Source organism: Puniceicoccus vermicola, assembly GCF_014230055.1.
Taxonomy (GTDB): Bacteria; Verrucomicrobiota; Verrucomicrobiia; order Opitutales; family Puniceicoccaceae; genus Puniceicoccus; species Puniceicoccus vermicola.
Genome location: NZ_JACHVA010000086.1, coordinates 61,475 through 79,557, shown reverse-complemented (window position 1 = coordinate 79,557; position 18,083 = coordinate 61,475). Strand labels below are relative to the sequence as shown.

General features: G+C 55.0%; 18 protein-coding genes and 1 tRNA gene. 15 read left to right on the top strand and 4 right to left on the bottom strand.

Features of this window, described 5'->3' with window-relative positions:
- Positions 1-402, bottom strand: a 402-nt coding sequence (locus tag H5P30_RS11395; protein ID WP_185692431.1) for a DUF4372 domain-containing protein, incomplete at its 3' end; no start/stop codon positions are given.
- Positions 403-1,517: 1,115 nt separating this feature from the next.
- On the opposite strand from H5P30_RS11395, the gene dapA reads away from it, so the two are divergent.
- Entirely contained in the window at positions 1,518-2,405 is an 888-nt protein-coding gene (gene dapA / locus H5P30_RS11390; RefSeq protein WP_185693067.1) for a 4-hydroxy-tetrahydrodipicolinate synthase, read from the top strand.
- 54 nt (positions 2,406-2,459) lie between these two features.
- A complete protein-coding gene (locus tag H5P30_RS11385) occupies positions 2,460-3,776 on the top strand; it encodes a glycosyltransferase N-terminal domain-containing protein (RefSeq protein WP_185693066.1) in 1,317 nt (438 codons plus the stop codon).
- Here the strand turns inward: H5P30_RS11385 and H5P30_RS11380 are convergent.
- Positions 3,773-4,528 carry an SDR family NAD(P)-dependent oxidoreductase gene (locus H5P30_RS11380; RefSeq protein WP_185693065.1) on the bottom strand — a complete coding sequence of 252 codons (756 nt, stop codon included), beginning with the start codon at positions 4,526-4,528 and terminating at the stop codon, positions 3,773-3,775. The genes H5P30_RS11385 and H5P30_RS11380 overlap by 4 nt on opposite strands.
- A 153-nt stretch (positions 4,529-4,681) precedes the next feature.
- On the opposite strand from H5P30_RS11380, the gene H5P30_RS11375 reads away from it, so the two are divergent.
- The 11 genes from H5P30_RS11375 (at position 4,682) to coaD (ending at position 14,693) form a co-directional block, all read left to right on the top strand.
- Positions 4,682-5,566: an AraC family transcriptional regulator gene (locus tag H5P30_RS11375; RefSeq protein ID WP_185693064.1), complete on the top strand. Its 885-nt coding sequence runs from the start codon at positions 4,682-4,684 to the stop codon at positions 5,564-5,566.
- A gap of 151 nt (positions 5,567-5,717) precedes the next feature.
- Positions 5,718-6,341: a nucleotide exchange factor GrpE gene (locus H5P30_RS11370; protein WP_185693063.1), complete on the top strand. Its 624-nt coding sequence runs from the start codon at positions 5,718-5,720 to the stop codon at positions 6,339-6,341.
- Between the two features lie 12 nt (positions 6,342-6,353).
- A complete protein-coding gene (gene dnaJ / locus H5P30_RS11365; RefSeq protein WP_185693062.1) occupies positions 6,354-7,523 on the top strand; it encodes a molecular chaperone DnaJ in 1,170 nt (389 codons plus the stop codon).
- Positions 7,524-7,530: 7 nt separating this feature from the next.
- A complete protein-coding gene (locus H5P30_RS11360) occupies positions 7,531-8,022 on the top strand; it encodes an adenylyltransferase/cytidyltransferase family protein (RefSeq protein WP_221774347.1) in 492 nt (163 codons plus the stop codon).
- Positions 8,023-8,044: 22 nt separating this feature from the next.
- Positions 8,045-8,917 carry a 50S ribosomal protein L11 methyltransferase gene (locus H5P30_RS11355; protein ID WP_185693061.1) on the top strand — a complete coding sequence of 291 codons (873 nt, stop codon included), beginning with the start codon at positions 8,045-8,047 and terminating at the stop codon, positions 8,915-8,917.
- Between the two features lie 310 nt (positions 8,918-9,227).
- Complete coding sequence (locus H5P30_RS11350) at positions 9,228-10,367, top strand: succinylglutamate desuccinylase/aspartoacylase family protein (RefSeq protein ID WP_185693060.1); 1,140 nt, start codon at positions 9,228-9,230, stop codon at positions 10,365-10,367.
- A gap of 11 nt (positions 10,368-10,378) precedes the next feature.
- Complete coding sequence (locus tag H5P30_RS11345; RefSeq protein ID WP_185693059.1) at positions 10,379-11,689, top strand: MFS transporter; 1,311 nt, start codon at positions 10,379-10,381, stop codon at positions 11,687-11,689.
- A gap of 143 nt (positions 11,690-11,832) precedes the next feature.
- Positions 11,833-12,312, top strand: a complete 480-nt coding sequence (locus H5P30_RS11340) for a type IV pilus modification PilV family protein (protein ID WP_185693058.1) — start codon at positions 11,833-11,835, stop codon at positions 12,310-12,312.
- Positions 12,302-12,823, top strand: coding sequence for a prepilin-type N-terminal cleavage/methylation domain-containing protein (locus H5P30_RS11335; protein ID WP_185693057.1), 522 nt, complete (start codon positions 12,302-12,304; stop codon positions 12,821-12,823). Before H5P30_RS11340 ends, H5P30_RS11335 begins: the two co-directional genes overlap by 11 nt.
- A complete protein-coding gene (locus H5P30_RS11330; RefSeq protein WP_185693056.1) occupies positions 12,807-14,093 on the top strand; it encodes a DUF7305 domain-containing protein in 1,287 nt (428 codons plus the stop codon). The genes H5P30_RS11335 and H5P30_RS11330 overlap by 17 nt, the downstream gene beginning before the upstream one ends.
- Before the next feature lie 111 nt (positions 14,094-14,204).
- Positions 14,205-14,693, top strand: coding sequence for a pantetheine-phosphate adenylyltransferase (gene coaD, locus H5P30_RS11325; protein WP_185693055.1), 489 nt, complete (start codon positions 14,205-14,207; stop codon positions 14,691-14,693).
- Between the two features lie 53 nt (positions 14,694-14,746).
- Here the strand turns inward: coaD and H5P30_RS11320 are convergent.
- Both H5P30_RS11320 and H5P30_RS11315 read right to left on the bottom strand, forming a co-directional pair.
- Positions 14,747-14,820, bottom strand: a tRNA-Gln gene (locus H5P30_RS11320).
- A gap of 137 nt (positions 14,821-14,957) precedes the next feature.
- On the bottom strand, positions 14,958-15,347 hold the full coding sequence (locus tag H5P30_RS11315; protein ID WP_185693054.1) for a hypothetical protein: 390 nt from the start codon (positions 15,345-15,347) through the stop codon (positions 14,958-14,960).
- Positions 15,348-15,577: 230 nt separating this feature from the next.
- Between H5P30_RS11315 and recJ the strand changes: the two genes are divergently transcribed.
- Complete coding sequence (recJ, locus tag H5P30_RS11310; protein WP_185693053.1) at positions 15,578-17,224, top strand: single-stranded-DNA-specific exonuclease RecJ; 1,647 nt, start codon at positions 15,578-15,580, stop codon at positions 17,222-17,224.
- 17 nt (positions 17,225-17,241) lie between these two features.
- Positions 17,242-18,042 carry an alpha/beta hydrolase gene (locus H5P30_RS11305; RefSeq protein ID WP_185693052.1) on the top strand — a complete coding sequence of 267 codons (801 nt, stop codon included), beginning with the start codon at positions 17,242-17,244 and terminating at the stop codon, positions 18,040-18,042.
- Positions 18,043-18,083 lie beyond the last annotated feature (41 nt).

Below are 18,083 nucleotides of genomic sequence, written 5' to 3'. Positions count from 1 at the left end.
GCACAAGTCGATGGTCGAGGCATCGAGCGCGTAAACCATCTCCTCGATGTCCAATCCGTTGGAATCTTCGACATACAATCGGCGGGCTTTGCGAATCAGTATTTGGCCGAGAGCTTCGTAGACGCGCCAATCCCGATTCTCGTTCGCGTAGGCGAGATTGGTCCGGACGATCTTCCCGCGAATACCCATCGCGTAGCAATGAGCGCAACCGTCCAGGCACGCTTCGATATCGCGCAGACTCTCCCTGAAGGTCATCTGGGCGAAGGCCATGGCGAGAAACTGGTCGCGAGCGGTCATACTTTTACTCGCCCTTGGCATCGGGTGCAGCAACATGCAGCGGTTGAACTGTTCGCGATGGATGAGATCGGTGATCTGGGTGAAAATCAGGCGTCCGGAGTTCATCCCTTATTGAGAATGAACTCGACCACGGTCGGCCAGCACGTTCAAATGCGTCACATGCCTTTTTATCCATTAAGCACTCGTTGTGAACAAGATAGGAACTCTCGAATCGTCCTTAACTGGACACCAGTGGCGCAACTTCAGAATTTCCTTGGTCGAAATCTTAACGCCCCATTTTTTGGCTCGGAGCATAGGCGAGATAATTCCTTGAACAAACAAGATAGCTGCGACCCCGGAGAAACAGGCAAGAAAGAAGAGCCAAGATTCAATTCCCATTTTTCAGAACATCTTAATACTTCAGTCTGAATATTGCACCCCTCATTGACGGGGTCAAGATGGTTTCGGAGCAGAGCGGCTTACGTTCTTATGGAATATTATTCTAACTATTGAGGTATTTATAGTTCAATATCATGATTGGTCTACCCAAGTTTCAGATCCGACTGGGGGAGATTGATTTCTCCGATTGGGCGAGACTCCATTGTGTAAAATGAAGGCGGCATTATCTGAGCGTCGAGGCAATGTATCGGAATGGGGGTTGGGAGTCGGAAGTGCTGCCCCAATTTTGAGGCAATTTCACCACCCAGAAAATGGCTTTTCGGATGGGCTCTGTTCTGCCCGGGGGCCGGTGTTGATTTGCCGTAGCATCCGAGAATGGGTTTCCCATGGGAGCTAGTCTCTCGGGGAGGCACAGGGCGGATAGCGTGAATGGCACTAGTTTAAGAGGTTGTATGGAATGGGAACCACCCCATCCCGCGTCCGCGGGATCCCCCCCTCCCCTGCGAGCATATCCTTACACACAAGCCTATGGCTCTGGACGGACTCGAAAACGCAAGAACAGGGGAGCGTGGAATTCGTTCCGCCCAGCATGACACTCAGGCCTTTTGCCTTTGATTCTGAGGGAATCTTTTCATGCGCAGCCAATCTAACGGGGCGGAATGAATTCCGCGCTCCGACTCGCGACGATCATTTCGCCGACTCTATCGTCTCACGACTTTCTCGAGGAGTTGAGTTCGGGAGCTCATTCATTTCGTCCTTGAGGGAGAAATTCCGGGCCACGGCAACTTCCTTCCCCTTTTCAACGTGACAGGGAGGCGGATTGGCTCATAGACCATATCGCAATGACCGCAGGAATTTCGATTTTCAAGGGAGTGCAAACTGCATTGGCGACCCCGATGCGCGACGGAGAAGTGGCTTGGGACGACCTCGAGCGGCTGGTTTTGTCGCAGATGGAGGAAGGCGTCGACGGTCTGGTGGCTGTTGGCACCACCGGGGAGTCACCGACGTTGAACCATGATGAGCACATCGGAGTCATCCGCCGTGTCGGTGAGCTGGCCAAGGGGCGTACGCCCGTCATCGCGGGCACCGGGTCGAACTCGACGACAGAGGCCCTCGAGCTTTCCCAGGAAGCCGAAAAGGCCGGAGCCGACGCGCTGCTGCTCGTTGCACCCTATTACAACAAGCCGAATCAAGAAGGCCTTTTTCTCCATTTCTCGGCGATTGCTGAAGCCACCGAGCTCCCCATCATTCTCTACTCGATCCCATCCCGTTGCGGAATCGAGATCGGTGTGGATACGGTCGCACGGCTTTACGAAAAGTATCCTCAGATCTGCGGAATGAAGGAAGCCGGCGGTTCCTGTGATCGCGTGACCGAGCTAGTCCAAAAGTTGGGCTCTGATTTCGCAGTCATGAGCGGTGACGATGCCCTCACCCCACCCTTCATGTCCTTTGGGGCTACGGGCGTGATCAGTGTCGCCTCGAACCTCTACGTTTCCCCCTTGAGGGAAATGGTTTCCGCTGCCAACACGAATCCAGCCCGCGCCCGGGAGATCTTCGAGAAATTTGCTCCCCTCTTTAGCACTCTTTTCGTCGAGCCAAATCCGGTGCCGGTGAAGTTCGCCCTCGCGGAGAAAGGAATGATCTCCAGCCCGGAAGTTCGTCTGCCGCTGGCACCGATCTCAAAGCCGACCCAGGACCTCATTCGCAAGGTTCTCGCGGACCTCGACTGATCCGCGGGCTGCCCTTGCGCAAGTGAAGGCAGCCATCGGGAAAGGCCCCCTGCTGTGATTTGGTTCTATCGGCTGCTCTTCCCTCTCCTCTTTCTGGTCGGCCTGCCCTACTACCTCGGGCGGATGCTGAGACGGGGAGGATACGGCGAGCGATTCGGCGATCGGTTTGGCTTCGTCCCAAAGCCGGATCCCTATCGATCCGGTCCCACTCTCTGGCTGCAAGCCGTCAGCGTTGGCGAGGTCCTAGCCATTGAGCCGGTGATTCGCGCTCTGCGGCGAAATCAGCCAACCGCCCGGATCATCCTGACAACGACCACGAGCACTGGCTATCAATTGGCGAAAGAGAAGGTAGCTGAGGCGGACCTCATCGCCTATTTCCCAATCGATTTTTGGCCGATCAGCCACCGGGTCTGGAACCGTTTTCGGCCGGACCTCTGCGTCCTGATGGAGGGTGAATTGTGGCCCGAGCACCTGCAGCAGGCAAAGGATCGCAAGGTTCCGGTCCTCCTGGTCAATGCCCGGCTTTCCGACCGCTCCTTCCGGCGCTACCGCAAGGCGGGTTTTCTCAAGAAGCTTGTCTTTGGTCGTCTGGAGCGCATCGCCGCGGCCTCCGATGAGGACGCAGCCCGGTTTCGGCAGTTGACTCAATCCGTCCCCGTCGAAGTCGCGGGCAATCTCAAGTTCGACGTCGATTTCCCTCCCAAACCCGACGGAGAGGAACGCCGGGAAGCGCTCTCGGCCCTCGGTCTCTGCCGCGACGGAGAAGAGCCGGAATTGATCCTTCTCGGGTCCTCCACTTGGCCGGGCGAGGAAGACATGCTTTGCCGGGTGATCAAACGAATTCGCGACAAAGGGATTCCCGCGCGTCTAGTCCTCGTCCCCCGTCACGCCGAACGCCGACAGGACGTATTGGAAGCGATCGAGCTCGAGGAGCTGACGGTTACCGTCCGCAGCAGCCAAGGCCCCTGTGATCCGGATTGCCCGATTTACTTGGCCGATACGACTGGCGAACTCCGGATGTTCACCGCCCTCGCCGATCTGGCCTTTATCGGAAAAAGTCTTCCGCCGCACGAAGGCGGCCAAACTCCCATCGAAGCCGGTGCCTACGGCATCCCGATGGTCTATGGCCCCCAGATGAGCAACTTCAAAGCCGCCTGCCGCGGACTCGAAGAAAAAGGCGGCGCCATTCGCGTCGAGGATGAGGACGAAGCCGAAGAAGAGATTCTCCGACTCGCCCTCGATCCGGAACTGCGCTCGAAACTGTCCTCTCAATCACAGGCCTGGCACCGGGAGAATTGCGGCTCCGTCGAGCGGACGGTTCAAATCCTCGAAGAAGCCATTGAGGACCGTCTCGGCGGAAACTCTTCCTAGATCGCTTGTCCGCCGGAGACTTCGATTCGTTGGGCGTTGACCCATCGATTGTCCGGAGTCAAGAGGCTGGCGATCATCGGACCGATATCGTCGGGCACGCCGACTCGTCCCAGGGCCGTGATTTCAGCGATCTTCTGATTCAGGTCGTCCGTATCGCGCACCGCTCCTCCATTGAAATCCGTCTCGATCGCCCCGGGGGCTACCGTGTTGACGGTGATTCCGCGACTCCCTAGCTCCTTGGCCAGGTAGCGGGTAAGCACTTCAACGGCTCCTTTCATTGCGGCGTAGGCTGAGTAGCCGGGAAATGAGAAGCGAGTCAGCCCCGAGGAGACATTGAGGATACGCCCTCCATCGACGAGGATAGGGAGAAGACTCTGCGTCAGAAAATAGACTCCTTTGAAATGAACATTCATAAGCGTGTCGAACTGCTCCTCCGTCGTCTGCGCGAATGGAGCGGTCATCCCGTGACCTGCGTTATTGACCAGATGATCGAAGGAATCGCGGTTCCAGGTCTCTTGCAGAGCGGTCTTCAATTGCTCCCTAAATGCAGCGAAGGTTTCGGTCTTTCCCGCATCCAACTGGAGTGCGACTGTTTTTTGTCCCATTGCCTGAATCTCCGCGACGACGGCCTCGGCCTCCTCCGTCTTGCTGCGGTAGGTAATTACGACATCTCCGCCGTTGCGTGCGATGTGGATCGCTGCGTTTCGGCCCAGTCCTCGGCTGCCGCCTGTAATGAGTGATATTGTAGACATTCGGTTTCTCCTTGCTGTGATTTCTTGTTGTTTTGAGTGAGGGTAGGATTGTAGCCGAATGGGAGATTCCTGTCTTTACCCAGACCTCGCGTTCGCTTGCCTAAAACTCCAGACGAGTTGCGGAGGGATGCAAAGGCGGTAGAGTTTTCCCCTATGGACGATATTTTATTGGGGCTCGTGAGTCGCTACCTGGAAGACCAGGGTGGGATCGATGGAGAAGCCATGACTCCGGTTCCCGGGCTTTCGACCTTTCGCTCGGAACGCACGGGCGTCCTGAACCACATCATCTACGAACCTTTGATCTGTCTGGTTCTACAAGGAAGCAAGAAAGTGACTTGGGGCGACAAAACTTATGAGTTTTCGTCCGGCCAATCCCTACTCGTCTCCATGGATGTCCCCGCGGTCAGCCAGGTGACCGGAGTCCCTTACACGGCAATCGTCATTCACCTCGACCTCCCCCTACTCGCCGAATTGACGGTTCAGATGGAGGAATCCACCGCCAGCGATTCCAACGGGCTGCACGTCGAGAGAACCGACTCGCAGGTAGCGGAGGTCGCCGTGCGCCTCATGCGATTGCTCGACCAACCGCAGGCGATCCCAATTCTACACGGACCGATCATTCGGGAGCTGCACTACTGGCTACTGGCCGGCCGACATGGAGCGGCAATTCGGCGACTGGGCTGGCCAGACGGTCACGCCCAACGGGTTTCCCGCGCGATTCGAGTGATCCGGGCCAACTATAAGAAGGTCCTCCCCGTAACCGACCTTGCTGCTATCGCCGGGATGAGTCCTTCTTCATTTCACCAGCACTTTCGCAGTGTGACCTCCCTCTCTCCTCTCCAATTTCAGAAACAGCTTCGTTTGATTGAGGCGCGGAGGCTAATCACCGCCGAAGGAGCCCTCGCCAGCAGCGCTGCTTTTGATGTCGGCTACGAAAGCGTCTCCCAATTCACCCGCGAATATCGGCGAGCGTTCGGACTGCCACCTGGCCGGGACCGGAGCGAAACCCGAGTGTTGATGGAGACCTCTCACCGCTAGCCGAGCTGGGAATGGGCGTCCGATCTCCCCGCCAACCCCTCTTTTTGCTCACTTCGACAGGGTTTCCTCGAATTCTTCCCGCTTGCAGGGTTGAAGTCCGGGGCAACCTTGTCCAAATTGGTCGGTTTACACAATTTTGTACCTTTCACATATGACGACCAACAAACAGGAAGAATTCGAAGACAAGTCCGCAGAGACCGCGGAGGAGCCGGAAGTGGTTGAGGAAGAAACCTCTACCGAAGCTGCAGAAAGCCAGCCCGAGGAAACGGAGGAGCAGTCGGAGACCGGTGAGCTTCTCAAGAAGCTGAACGAAGCCGAAGAAACCGCCAAGGCCAACCAAGAACGCTACTTGCGCACCGTGGCGGATTTGGAGAACTTTCGGCGCCGGGCCGCCAAAGAGCGCGAGGAGTTGCGCGATGTCGCCATCGCTTCGGTTGTGGAGGATCTTCTCCCCGCCATGGACAACTTGCGTCTCGGACTTCAGGCAGCGGACAACCATCCGGAGGCGAAAGACGTAGCCTATGGTTTCCGCATGGTAGCCGACCAGCTCAAGAAGACTCTCGAGTCCTACGGGCTTCAGGAAGAAGAGCCCACGGGCAAGACTTTTGATCCCAATCTGCACGACTGCATGTCTCACCAAGCACACGAAGAGGTGCCGGAAGGTGAAGTGATCCAGACCGTTCGCTTGGGTTATCGCCTCAAGAAGCGTCTATTGCGTGCGGCTTCGGTCGTAGTCTCCAGCGGCCCCCCATCCGAGGAAAAAGAAGAATCCTAAGCGGAATCATCCATGGCGAAAGAAGACTATTACGAATTGCTCGGGGTCGATAAGAACGCATCGGCTGACGAACTCAAAAAGGCTTACCGCAAGATGGCGGTCAAGTGGCACCCGGACAAGAATCCGGGCGACGCGGACGCCGAAGCAAAGTTTAAGGAAATTTCCGAAGCCTATGAGGTTTTGAAGGACCCGGAAAAGAAGGCCGCTTATGATCGTTACGGTCACGCAGCCTTTACGCAGGGCGGCATGGGCGGCGCAGGCCGGTCTGCCGGAGGTGCCGGCGGGTTCCACGATCCCTTCGACATCTTCCGCGAAGTATTCAGCGGTGGCGGCGCCCGTGCGGGCGGCGGCGGTGGCGGCATCTTCGAAGAGTTTTTCGGAGGTGGTGGCGGAGGCGGAGGAGCCGATGCTGGCCAAGACGGAGCGGATCTTCGCTTCGACCTCGAGATCTCACTCGAAGAAGCAGCCTCGGGCGTGGAAAAGGAAATCCGTTATCGGCGTCCGGTCACCTGCTCCAATTGTAAGGGCGAAGGCGCCGAGCCGGGATCGGGTCGCAAAACCTGCCCGACTTGTGGCGGTGCCGGTCAAGTCAGCTCCTCGCGCGGTTTCATCAGTTTCCGCCAGGTTTGCCCGACCTGCGGGGGTGCCGGTCAGGTGATCGAGAACCCTTGCACCAAGTGCAGTGGCGATGGACGAGTCACGGAAACCAGCAACCTGAAGATCAAGATTCCAGCCGGTGTCGATACGGGTTCGCGCCTACGCTCCGGCGGAAAAGGCGAAGCAGGTATCCGCGGTGGGCATTCGGGAGACCTTTACATCGTCGTCCACGTCAAGGAGCACAAGCTCTTTGAACGCCGGAACGACAACCTGTATTTAGACCTGAAGATCCCCTTCACTCTGGCGGCACTGGGGGGCACTCTCGAAGTTCCTACACTCACGGGGAAAGGATCGATCAAGGTTCCACCGGGCACCCAGAGTGGCACCACCTTCCGCCTCAAGGGAAAGGGCATGCCACACCTGCGAGGTTCCGGGACCGGAGACCAAATGGTCAAGGTCGCCATCGATGTTCCGAAAAAGCTGAACAGCGAGGAGCGGACCGCTCTCGAAGCTTTTGCCAAGGCCTGTGGCGACGAAACCGATTCCTCTTCCGGAGGCGGCTTCTTCAAGGGCATCTTTAAGTAGGAGTACCGTGAGCAGCGCCCTCCCCGATCCGGTCTCTGCGCGCGATCTTCTCGAGCGAAGGGAAACCTTGCGCGCGGAGGGGAAGGCACTGGTCCTCACGAACGGCTGCTTCGATCTCCTCCATCCCGGCCACATTTCCTATCTCGCTGAAGCCGCAGAGTTGGGCGACGAACTGTGGATCGGGATCAACGGGGACGAAAGCGTTCGCTCCCTCAAAGGTCCTTCCCGCCCGGTTCTCGGGGAACGAGAGCGTACCTACGCCCTCAAATCCCTGCGATCCGTGTCGGAGGTCTTTGTCTTTCCCAATCCCCGTCTCACCGATGAGATCCGCCTCCTCCGGCCGGAAGTCTACGCGAAGGCTGGCGATTACACCTTGGAAAGCCTGAACCCCGAGGAGCGCGAAGCTCTCGAGGAGAACGGCACGTCCATTCACTTCCTACCCTTTCTGGAGGGCTTTAGCACTACGGAGCTAATCCGAAAAATCAAAGAAGCCTTTTAGTTCAAATCGATTCCGATCATCCATGATTAAGCTCAGCGCATCCATCTTACCCGACCTGGTTCAGCCTCTCGAAGACTTCTTCTGTGAGGCCCTCTCGCCCTGGTCAATTGTCCACCCCCGCCCCGAAGACGAGGTGACTCTCCATGGTTACTTCGAGGATGAGGAGATCGGGCGTGACGCATGGGCGGAACTGAGACAGGAATTTTCGGACCTCCCAGAGGACCCGACTTGCGAGACCGTCCGCGATGAAGATTGGATGGAGTCCTACAAGCACCACCTCCGGCCTTGGTCCTACGGACGATTGCAGTGGGTGCCCGAGTGGGAACGCGAAACCTTTGAGTCCCCAGACGATTCCGCGGTGGTATATCTCGATTCCGGACTCGCGTTCGGAACCGGAAGCCATGAAACCACCCGCCTCTGCGCGCAGGCTCTGGTCGAATTCGAAAAGGAAAAGGGTTCTGGCGGTTCGGTCATCGATGCCGGTTGCGGAAGTGGAATCCTCGCACTCTCTGCCGTGAAGCTGGGCTTTGCCGATGTGCATGCCTTTGACAACGACCCCGAAGCCGTTCGGGTCACGCGGGAAAACGCCGAAGCCAACTCCGAGGAAAAAGGTCTTTCGATTGTCGAAGCCGGTATCGAAGAAGGGATGACAGATCGGACCTGCGACTTACTGCTGGCCAATATTCAGTCGAACATCCTCAACATCTACGCCGAGGAGCTGGTGAACGGAGTTCGCGAATCCGGATGGTTGGCTTTGAGCGGCATCCTGGCTCATGAAGCGGAGAAGGTTGCAGAAGTTTTTCAGGCCGCAGCCAATAAAATTTGGGGCGAAAAACTAAACCCAACCATTCGTAGGGATGGCGAATGGTCACTCGTTCTCTTTCAGCGAGCCTGAATCCACTATCGCCGCGGGAGCGCCCGAGTAAAGCTCCCTAAGCGACAATTCCCAGGAAATCGCATGAGCCCCGAATTGCCCCAAAGGGCACAGGAAAATACCCGGAAGTCCATGATCCTCTGAGGGTTTTGAAATCGGGAGCTCTCCGGTTTCTCGGGATTACCCCTTGCATTGTCCACTTTAGGAGCCCTAGGGTCACGTCCTCCGGGTGGTACCGGAATGGCCATTTGTTTGGAGCCCAACCGGTTCCCGTGGTCATTTCCAACCGCTGCCCTTCACAGGACAATGACATCTAAATAGACGACTACTCATGAGCAAACTGGACTCCCTCATTGCCAAGACCCAAGAAGGCAAGAACAGCAAATTTTCACTTTTTGAAGCGACAATCAGTCCGGGAGAGACGGCATCGCTGGGACTTCCTCTGCCGGAGATGCTCGGATATGCCCCTCTCTACATGCCAGTCAAGGTGATCAATGGGAAGCAGGCGGGCCCAACGGTGCTCGCCTTTGCAACCATGCGCGGTGACGAGTTCAACGGGATGGAAATCCTGAAGCAACTGGTCGGCATGCCCCTGCTCGAGAAGCTTCACGGTACGCTTATTATTGTTCCAGTCCTCAATGTATTTGGCATGCTGAACCGCAGCAGCACCCTGCCCGACGGCCATACTCTCGAAGGGAATTTCCCCGGGTCTCCAGACGGTAATTACACGCAGCGTACGGCGAATCTTTTCTACGAGAACCTCTTTAAAAGTTGTGACGTTTGTTTGGAGCTTAGCTCTGGGAATATAAACCACAACTTCCTGCCCCACACTCATGCGGATTTTTCGAATCCGGCAAATCGCGAACTCTCGCAGAGCTTTCCAGTATCGGTATCTGTCGACATTGAGCCAGAGGAAGGCAGCCTCCAGGCATGCGCCAAAGAAGCGGGCATTCCGATGCTCATGTACCGCGCTGGTGAGGCGATGCGTTTCAATCCTCACGCGATCCGGCTCGGAAAGCGGGGCATTCTCGGACTACTACGGCGTCTCAAAATGTTACCGGAACCGGAAAGAGGACGAGTCAAGGAGGCGCACTCCCCCATCCTCTCGGAAGCGAGTGACTGGGTCCACGCGACCAAGAGCGGGATCGCTCATCCACAGGTTCGCTTGGGAGACCGCGTGAACAGGGGTGATATTCTCGCTATCATCTCCGAGCCACTTGGGAGCTTTCAGGAGGTTAAGGTGAAGTCTCCAGTCGATGGAGTCATCGTCGGGACCAACGATATGCCGCTGGTCTTTGAAGGAGACTTTCTCTTCCGCATCGCCACCTTCAAAGAACTCGATGACGTGGCCGATCGTCTACAGAAATGGGTTGGCGAGCTGCCCATCTCCGCTGGCGAAGCCGCAACCTCTTCTTCCGGCGAAACGACCTCGGGAACCTTCGGGGAAATTTCCGAGAAAACCTCCTCTTAAGGACCTTTCCAGTGAGTGGTGCAGTTTCTACCGGAGCCCCGGGTGGTTCGGATCGGATTCGCCTCGTCGGAGTTTTTATTTGGACGATCGCGGCTGGTTTCTTTCTTTATGAGTTCTTTCTGAGGACGGTTCTGTCGAGCGTCGAAACTCCGGTGATGAAATCACTGGGGCTCAATGCGGAGACGTTTTCAATCCTCGGCTCGTGCTATTATTTGACGTACGGGCTCATGCAGATCCCCGTCGGGATTATTGTCGATCGCCTCGGCGTGAAGCTGACGATGGTCATTTCGACTGCCATCTGTGCGGGCTCCGCGATTCTCTTTGCAGTTTCCCAAGGATTCTGGATGGGGCTCAGTGCAAGAATGCTGATGGGCTTCGGCTCCTCCTTCGCTTTCATCACCCTGCTGGTGATTGTTCGGGAATGGTTTCCCCGGAAGTATTTCGGCTTCTTCGCCGGTCTCTCTCAGTTTGTTGGCACCTTGGGGCCGATTTTCGCCGGAGGGCCTTTGGTGGCTTTGCTGGACGATGCGAATATGACTTGGCGAACCATCATCGCCGTCAGCGGACTGTTGGGCTTTGGCTTGACCCTACTCAGTCTCCTTTTTGTCCGCGGAAAGAAACCCGACAACCCCCATGAGATTCAATTTCTCTTGCCGAAAACCCCTTTGAAGGAGCAGGTGCTCACGCTGCTGAGCAATCGCCAGGCATGGTGTGTCGCTCTTTATTCCGCTTTGATTTACACCTCCATCGCCACCTTGGGAGCGATGTGGGGCGAAAACGTCCTCGAAGCCAAGGGATTGAGTGATGAACTCGCTGGGGATGCGGCTTCGGTTCTCTGGATCGGCTATGCGATCGGATGTCCCGTTTCGGGCCTAATTTCCGACTGTTTAAAACGGCGTAAAATCGTCCTCATAGGTTTAGCCATTGTCGCCTTGCTCGCCACAGCTTCGCTACAGTTTTTCCAAAGTGGTGGTTTTCTCCTCTTCGGAACGATCTTCTTCATGATCGGTTTTGCCGGAGGCGCCCAGAATGTCGGTTTTGCCATGATCGTTGAGAAGGTATCAGAACGGCTGAGCGCAACATCCATGGGTCTAAACAATGGACTCATGCTGCTCTTCGATACGGTCAATCCCATCGTTTTCGGATTTCTGGTCACACTGACTCTTCAAAACAAGAGCTCGACGAACTTTGACGCGGAAAATTTCCGTTACGCGCTGACCTACATTCCGATCCTTTGCCTCATCGCTCTCTTGGTTTCCATCTTTTGTTTGAAGGAAACTTACTGCAAACCGCAGCATGGAGTCGTCATGGCGAAGATCTAGTCAGAAGAACGAATCCGATTTCTGCCGACTCATCAGTCGGCTTCTGCAGCTCCCCCTTCCGACCAAGTCATGTCAGAATTGCTCCTATAGCGTCCGAGAACCGATAAATTTTCGTAAATCCCCTTCGAATTGGTTCTCTGGGTATGACATTTCGCAAGTACCTCTTTACCTTGATCTTAGCAATGAGAACCCCACAGGCAGCTACGAACAAAAAGGGCTACACTTTAGTCGAAGTCGCCGTTGGGATGACCCTGCTCATGATGGTTCTGGGTTCAGGCTTCGGAGCCTATATTATGGGGCTTCGGTTTGCTAAAAACAGTCGCGATACCCTCCGCGCCACTCAATTTGCCGAAAGCAAAATGGAGGAGCTCCGGACGAAGAATTGGGGAGACTTGGAGTCTATGCCACAGTGGTCACTATTTTTTGCCGATCCCAGCTATGCCCCCGATCATATGGATGACTTTATTGGGGTTCTGCAAATATGGGAGCAGAATTCGGAACAGAAATTCATTCGGTGCTGGGCGTATTGGCCCAACCCACACAGCTCAAACTATAAATCCGCCCATTTTGATACCGTCTATACCAAAGATGGGCTGAACGATTATTTTGTCCGTGCGTTCTGAAGCCAACAGATCTCCTTCAGGTTTCACCTTGGTGGAGCTGCTCATTGCGGTAGCGATCCTCACCTTCGGACTCATCGGGGCCTATGCAGCGATTTCACTGCTCGGTAAGGGTTCGGAGAGTGTCATCTCCTATTCAGAAATGAATAGTCAGTCCCGAAAGATGCTGACCTACTTGGGCCGCGATGTTCGCGCCGCAGATGACATCTCGATTGCGGACGAAACCAAATTAATGCTCACCGATTTGGGTGGAAATTCAATTACCTATGAGTATGACTCCGAGAACGAAACGGTTTCCCGGACCAAGAACGCTGAGGCCATGACCATCCTCGGGAATGTGACCGACTGCAAATTCTCCTACTACACCCTAAGGCAGGCCTCCACGTCCCGCCCGGTTGAGGTGAAGCATGTTCAGCTTCAGGCACGGATGAAGCGTCCAATTCTCTCGCTGACCACCAGTGACGATATTGTCACGGCTCGATTTATGATGCGTAACCATGAGGTCAGCAACTAACAGTAGAAGCGGATCGGCGGTCTTAGCCGCTCTCATTGTCGGAGTCCTCGTCAGCGGACTGGCGGCCACCTACCTGCGCACGGCTTATCAAGATTACCGATACAGTCGGGAGCTCCTGATGGCATTCCAAGCGCTGAATCTTGCGGAAGCAGGAGTCGAGAACGCGATCTACTCCTACAATACCGGAAATTGGAATGGCTGGAATCTGGAATCCACTGGCAATTATTCCCGGACGTTTCATATCGCCCATAATCGCAAAGTTCAGGTGATCACCGACCCGTCTGCTCGTCCCATTGTTATCTTTGCGGAAGGTTTGGCAGACAACACCGCAACCCCGCAAATCAGTCGCCAAATTATAGTCGAATTGAATAAGCGGGGACTCTTTGCCAACGGACTGACGAGTAAAAACGGAATCGTCTTAAATGGCAGCAAAATTTCGGTAGACAGCTATTCTTCCTACAAGGGAAGCTATCACAGCACTCTGAATCGCGGCGACAAGGCCACCGTCGCAAGCACTAGCATTGTTTCCGGTATTGTGGAAATTAATAACGCCGAGATTTGGGGCTACGTCGCCACCGGAGGCGGAGAACCGGATATCGGCCCGAACGGTTCGATTCGGGGTGAGGATACCGAGGCCGGAGTCGATGTGGATTCAGGTCGCGTTTCCTACGACTTTTATGCCGATTTCCCCGAGATAACCGCTCCCAGCATGTATGGCGCGCAAACCACATTCTCTGGGGGTTCGATCGGTTCTCCTGGGAATACGAGCCGATATAACCTCTCCTCCCTGAATATCGGAAACGGGAGTACTGTCACGGTCTATGGAGACGTCACGATCGTCGTAGACGGGGAGACGGACATCAAGGGTGAGTTGATCATCGATCCGGACAGCTCCGTAGAGATCTACATTAAAGATGATATGAACGTGGGAGGAAACGGGATCGTCAACGAAGGTTCCGAGCCTTCCTCGTTACAGATTTATGCGGTCGGCAACAATGTCGGTGAAGTCAAGATGCACGGGGCTGGCACACTCTACGGAGTGATTTATGCCCCAGATTCGAATGTGGACCTCAAGGGAGGTGGCAGCGTCGCATCCGTATTCGGGGCAATCGTTGCCGATCGGATTACGATGAATGGAAACTACTCCTTCCATTATGATGAAGACCTTGCCGATTTGGGCGAATCCGGCTTTTCCGTTTCCGTGTGGCAAGAACTCATCGCCGACAGCGACAAGAAAAATTACGCGGCCTTGCGCGAGGACGGTCTCTGATCCTACCCGCTCGGCCATCCCGAGAGGTGCATTTCTGGAAATCGCCCGTTGGGGAGAGAGTCCCCTCGCTCAGCGATTGCCATCCGGCAGATCCACTGGTATCGATCTAGAATGAAAGTAGCGCTTTACCCGGGAACATTCGATCCCATTACCAAAGGACATCTCGACGTCCTCCACCGTGCCTCGGTCCTTTTTGACAAAGTGATCGTAGCCGTGGCGCAGAACGATCCCAAGAGCCCGATTTTCGGCTTGGAGAAACGGATTCAGCTAATCCGTGAGAATATCGATACCGATCGATTCGAAGTTCTTCCCCTCGAAGGCTTGGTTGTCGAGTTTGCGAAGAAGATGGGCGCCCAAGCGTTAATCCGCGGGCTACGGGCGATTTCCGACTTCGAATACGAATTCCAAATGGCTCAGATGAATCGGAATCTCGATGAGTCGATCGAAACGATTTTCCTGATGCCCAACGAGAAGTACTTTTACACCAGCTCTGCCCTCATCAAGCAGGTCGCACGCTACACGGAAAAAGACACACACCTCGTGCCGGACAACGTTCATGCGGCTCTTAAGCAAAAGTTTCACAGCTCCGGTAACGGTTGAGGATCAAAATCTCTTTTAAGCCTCAGGGAAACGCTCCAGTCTCAAGCCCCGAGTGGCAGCCCGGCAGGGATTTGAACCCCGACAAACTGAACCAGAATCAGTTGTGCTACCATTACACCACCGGGCTCCGGAAAACCGAATAAAAAATCCTTCCGGCTCCTCCGAGTCAAGCGCAGTTCCGAAAAAAATAGCGGTGAACCCGAAGGTTCACCGCTAACGAAAGAGACTCCCTTTCCCGGAAGGAAAGGTCTTCCCGATAAGGGATTAAAGATCCTTGTACTTGCCGGTTTCGACTCCGCGAACCACGAGGTAGCTCACGTTGTACTTTTCACCAATGGCGGTCTTCGACATTCCAGAAGCCAAATCAGCGCTGATCTTATCGCGCAATTCGGCGGTCACGGTGGTGCGAGTACGACCGGAAGAAATGGAGGCTGACTTCTTGTTCAGCTGGGAAGGAGCGATCTTGAAGCGGACCATGAGGGCTTCGATCAGCTGTTTAGCGCTGTCGAACCCGCTGTCGGCGACTAAGCTGTCGAGCTTTTTGAGCTCCTTTTCTTGTTCCTCTTGCTTCTTGAGGAGTTCAGCTTTTTGCTTTTCAAGTTTAGCGGCTTCCTGTTCCAGCCGACGAATTTCACTACTGATGTCTTGTGTCATATTTTGGTACGTTAGTTCGAACAGGAATCTGTTCGAAGCATTTCATAACAAGCGCCTAAACCGATAAAGATCAAGGCGTAAATCAATATTTATTTAAATTAATTAGGCAAATTTTCGTTCACGGAACAGATATAAGAACAAGTATGGCAAAATTTTACGACATCTGGGAAATAAGAGATGCTCCAATAAGAGATATTGAATCAATTAAGAGCCAAACCGGTTTCTCCTTGATGGCCGCTCGCATATTAGTGCACCGCTTAGGAAAAACTCTTGAACAGGCTGAAGAGTGGATCTCTCCCCGACTGGAAAACATTCTCGATCCTTTTACATTACTTCATTGTGAAGAGGCTGCTGCACGATTGACACAATTCCTGCGTGAGAAGAAGTCCATAGGCGTCTTTTCCGATTATGACGTCGACGGGATCAGTAGTGCCGCCCTCATCTCGTGCGCGATCCGGGATCTCGGTGGAGAGGTCGAAGCATTTGTGCCCGACCGACTCGAGGAGGGATACGGCTTGAGCATCGCTGCACTGGAGCGCTCCTTTGCCGATTACCAGCCAGACTTGTTGCTCGTTCTCGACTGTGGCACCCGGTCCGAGGTCGAACTGGAGTGGATCGCTAAACAAGGAACTCAAGTCATCGTAGTCGATCATCATTCAAGGAATGATCAGCCGAAGTTGCCCGAGGATTGCTTAATGATTAATCCTCATTTGCCGGAGCAACTTCAACCTGAGTTTCAAAACCATTGCACGGTAGGTCTGGTCTTTAAGCTGGTGCATGCTCTTTTACGCAAATGGGATGAGTGTGTGGGTGGAGCCCGGGATCGAGTCAACCTTAAGGAACTTTTGGATCTCGTTGCCATGGGCACCGTGGCTGACCTCGTTCCTCTTCGCGGCGAGAACCGCGTATTTGTTCATCACGGACTTAAGCAATTGGCCAAAACGAACAATCATGGTTTGCGAGCCCTCCTCCAGGTCTCGGATGTGGACGTTAATAATCCGCTGAGCAGTTCGGATATTGGATTTCGCCTCGGTCCCCGGATCAACGCCGGGGGTCGGATCGAAACCGGTGCCCTGGCCCTGGATCTTCTCATGACCAAAGACAATCGCCTGGCCTTCGATCTTGCTCGCAAGCTCGATACAGTGAACAGCAACCGTCGAAGCATGGAGCGCCGTGTCTCTGGCAAAGCCATCGAAATGATCGGGGAAGAGCCACCGATGGGAATCGTAGTCTGGGATCGGGACTGGCATCCGGGAGTTGTAGGAATCGTGGCCGGTCGCTTGGCCCGGAAGTACCACCGACCAGCGATTGTCCTCGGTTGGGATGGAACCGGGTTCAAAGGGTCCGGGCGTGGCATTTCTGGACTCGATCTTCTTGAGGTCATGCAGACCTGCACCGTGAAGCCTCCCAAATGGGGCGGCCACCCCGCGGCGATGGGGATGAGCATCGAGGAAGAAGACCTCCCTGCTTTTGCCGAAGCCTTTTCCGCAGCGGTAACCTCCGAGTGCGGGGGCAAGCTTCCGCCAAAGAAGCTACGCATCGATGCCGTCACCGAACCTTCGGCAATATCCCGACACGAAATTCTCGAGATTGAAGCTCTGGGGCCGTTCGGACAGGAAAACCCCGAGCCGATCGTAGCCATCCACGGGGTTCGTCTGGAGGAGCCTGCCCGCTTGATGGGGCGCGACCATATTCGCTTCAACCTACCGGGCGCCTCGGGAATTCAAGTGATTGGATGGAGGATGGCCGAGCGGATGCCACCGGTTGGATCCGAAATTGATCTGGCTCTTCGTCTCAGCCGCTCTTGGTGGCGGGGCCGGGAATCCGTCCGTGGTGAGCTCGTGGATTGGCGTCAGGCTGAACCGTTGCCATCCTAACTCAAATCTTCCCTTCTATGTTCAATCGATCGATCAAGGCTCTCTTTCGCTCTATCGCAGCGACATTCTCTTCCCTGCTTCATTCGGAACCAGCACCGACGGAGCAGGATATCGGGTACAATCCGGCTTTTGAACGTTGCCTTTTTGATATCTGGATGCCGGAGAGTGATGCTCCCACCGCCGCGATCGTCTATTTCCACGGCGGTGGATTTGTTAAAGGCTCCAAAGAAGGCATCGCTTTTCGGGATCAATTCATGGATCTGCTGAAAAAGGACATCGCCGTGATCTCCGCCGGCTACCCTTTTCTTGGAGATCATGGAAACGGTCGCAGCATCGGCCCCAGGGCCTATGAGGACATTGATCAGATTTTCCCCGAAATCTCTCCCCTCTTTGAATTTCTTCGCGAGCACTCGGAACGATTCAATCTGGATATGGGAAAAATAATGGTTTCCGGATCTTCCGCCGGAGCCGTGGTATCGGAATATCTGGTCTACCACGAAGACCTCGGACTGAAGGCCTGCTTAGCCATCCAACAGCCTCATTCGGTGGAGAGGGTTTCGGCCATGATGAAGAACGCGAAAGTGCCCTTGGTTCTCTACACCCGCTCAGATTACGAGGATGCGGTCCACAGTCCTGCCTACGCACTTGAAATGAAGGACTACTGTGAAAGCGAAGGGATCCCCTGCACAGTTTTTGGCTCCCCTGAGAGTGGCCTGCCCCGATTACCTGACGAGGAGGGCATCGTATCCTGGACGGTCGAACATGTCTTTTTGCCGTCTCTGAAGGAAACCGAAGTGCCACTGCCGGAGTCCCGATAATTCGCTCACCTTCACCATTGCTTCAAGCGGGATCGTATTAT

What these genes read in the sequence shown, in the direction of transcription:
- dapA (WP_185693067.1), top strand. Translation starts at nt 1,518, where the DNA reads ATGACCGCAGGAATTTCGATTTTCAAGGGAGTGCAAACTGCATTGGCG.
- H5P30_RS11380 (WP_185693065.1), bottom strand. Translation starts at nt 4,528, where the DNA reads ATGTCTACAATATCACTCATTACAGGCGGCAGCCGAGGACTGGGCCGA.
- H5P30_RS11375 (WP_185693064.1), top strand. Translation starts at nt 4,682, where the DNA reads ATGGACGATATTTTATTGGGGCTCGTGAGTCGCTACCTGGAAGACCAG.
- H5P30_RS11370 (WP_185693063.1), top strand. Translation starts at nt 5,718, where the DNA reads ATGACGACCAACAAACAGGAAGAATTCGAAGACAAGTCCGCAGAGACC.
- dnaJ (WP_185693062.1), top strand. Translation starts at nt 6,354, where the DNA reads ATGGCGAAAGAAGACTATTACGAATTGCTCGGGGTCGATAAGAACGCA.
- H5P30_RS11355 (WP_185693061.1), top strand. Translation starts at nt 8,045, where the DNA reads ATGATTAAGCTCAGCGCATCCATCTTACCCGACCTGGTTCAGCCTCTC.
- H5P30_RS11350 (WP_185693060.1), top strand. Translation starts at nt 9,228, where the DNA reads ATGAGCAAACTGGACTCCCTCATTGCCAAGACCCAAGAAGGCAAGAAC.
- H5P30_RS11340 (WP_185693058.1), top strand. Translation starts at nt 11,833, where the DNA reads ATGACATTTCGCAAGTACCTCTTTACCTTGATCTTAGCAATGAGAACC.
- H5P30_RS11330 (WP_185693056.1), top strand. Translation starts at nt 12,807, where the DNA reads ATGAGGTCAGCAACTAACAGTAGAAGCGGATCGGCGGTCTTAGCCGCT.
- coaD (WP_185693055.1), top strand. Translation starts at nt 14,205, where the DNA reads ATGAAAGTAGCGCTTTACCCGGGAACATTCGATCCCATTACCAAAGGA.
- H5P30_RS11315 (WP_185693054.1), bottom strand. Translation starts at nt 15,347, where the DNA reads ATGACACAAGACATCAGTAGTGAAATTCGTCGGCTGGAACAGGAAGCC.
- recJ (WP_185693053.1), top strand. Translation starts at nt 15,578, where the DNA reads ATGGCCGCTCGCATATTAGTGCACCGCTTAGGAAAAACTCTTGAACAG.
- H5P30_RS11305 (WP_185693052.1), top strand. Translation starts at nt 17,242, where the DNA reads ATGTTCAATCGATCGATCAAGGCTCTCTTTCGCTCTATCGCAGCGACA.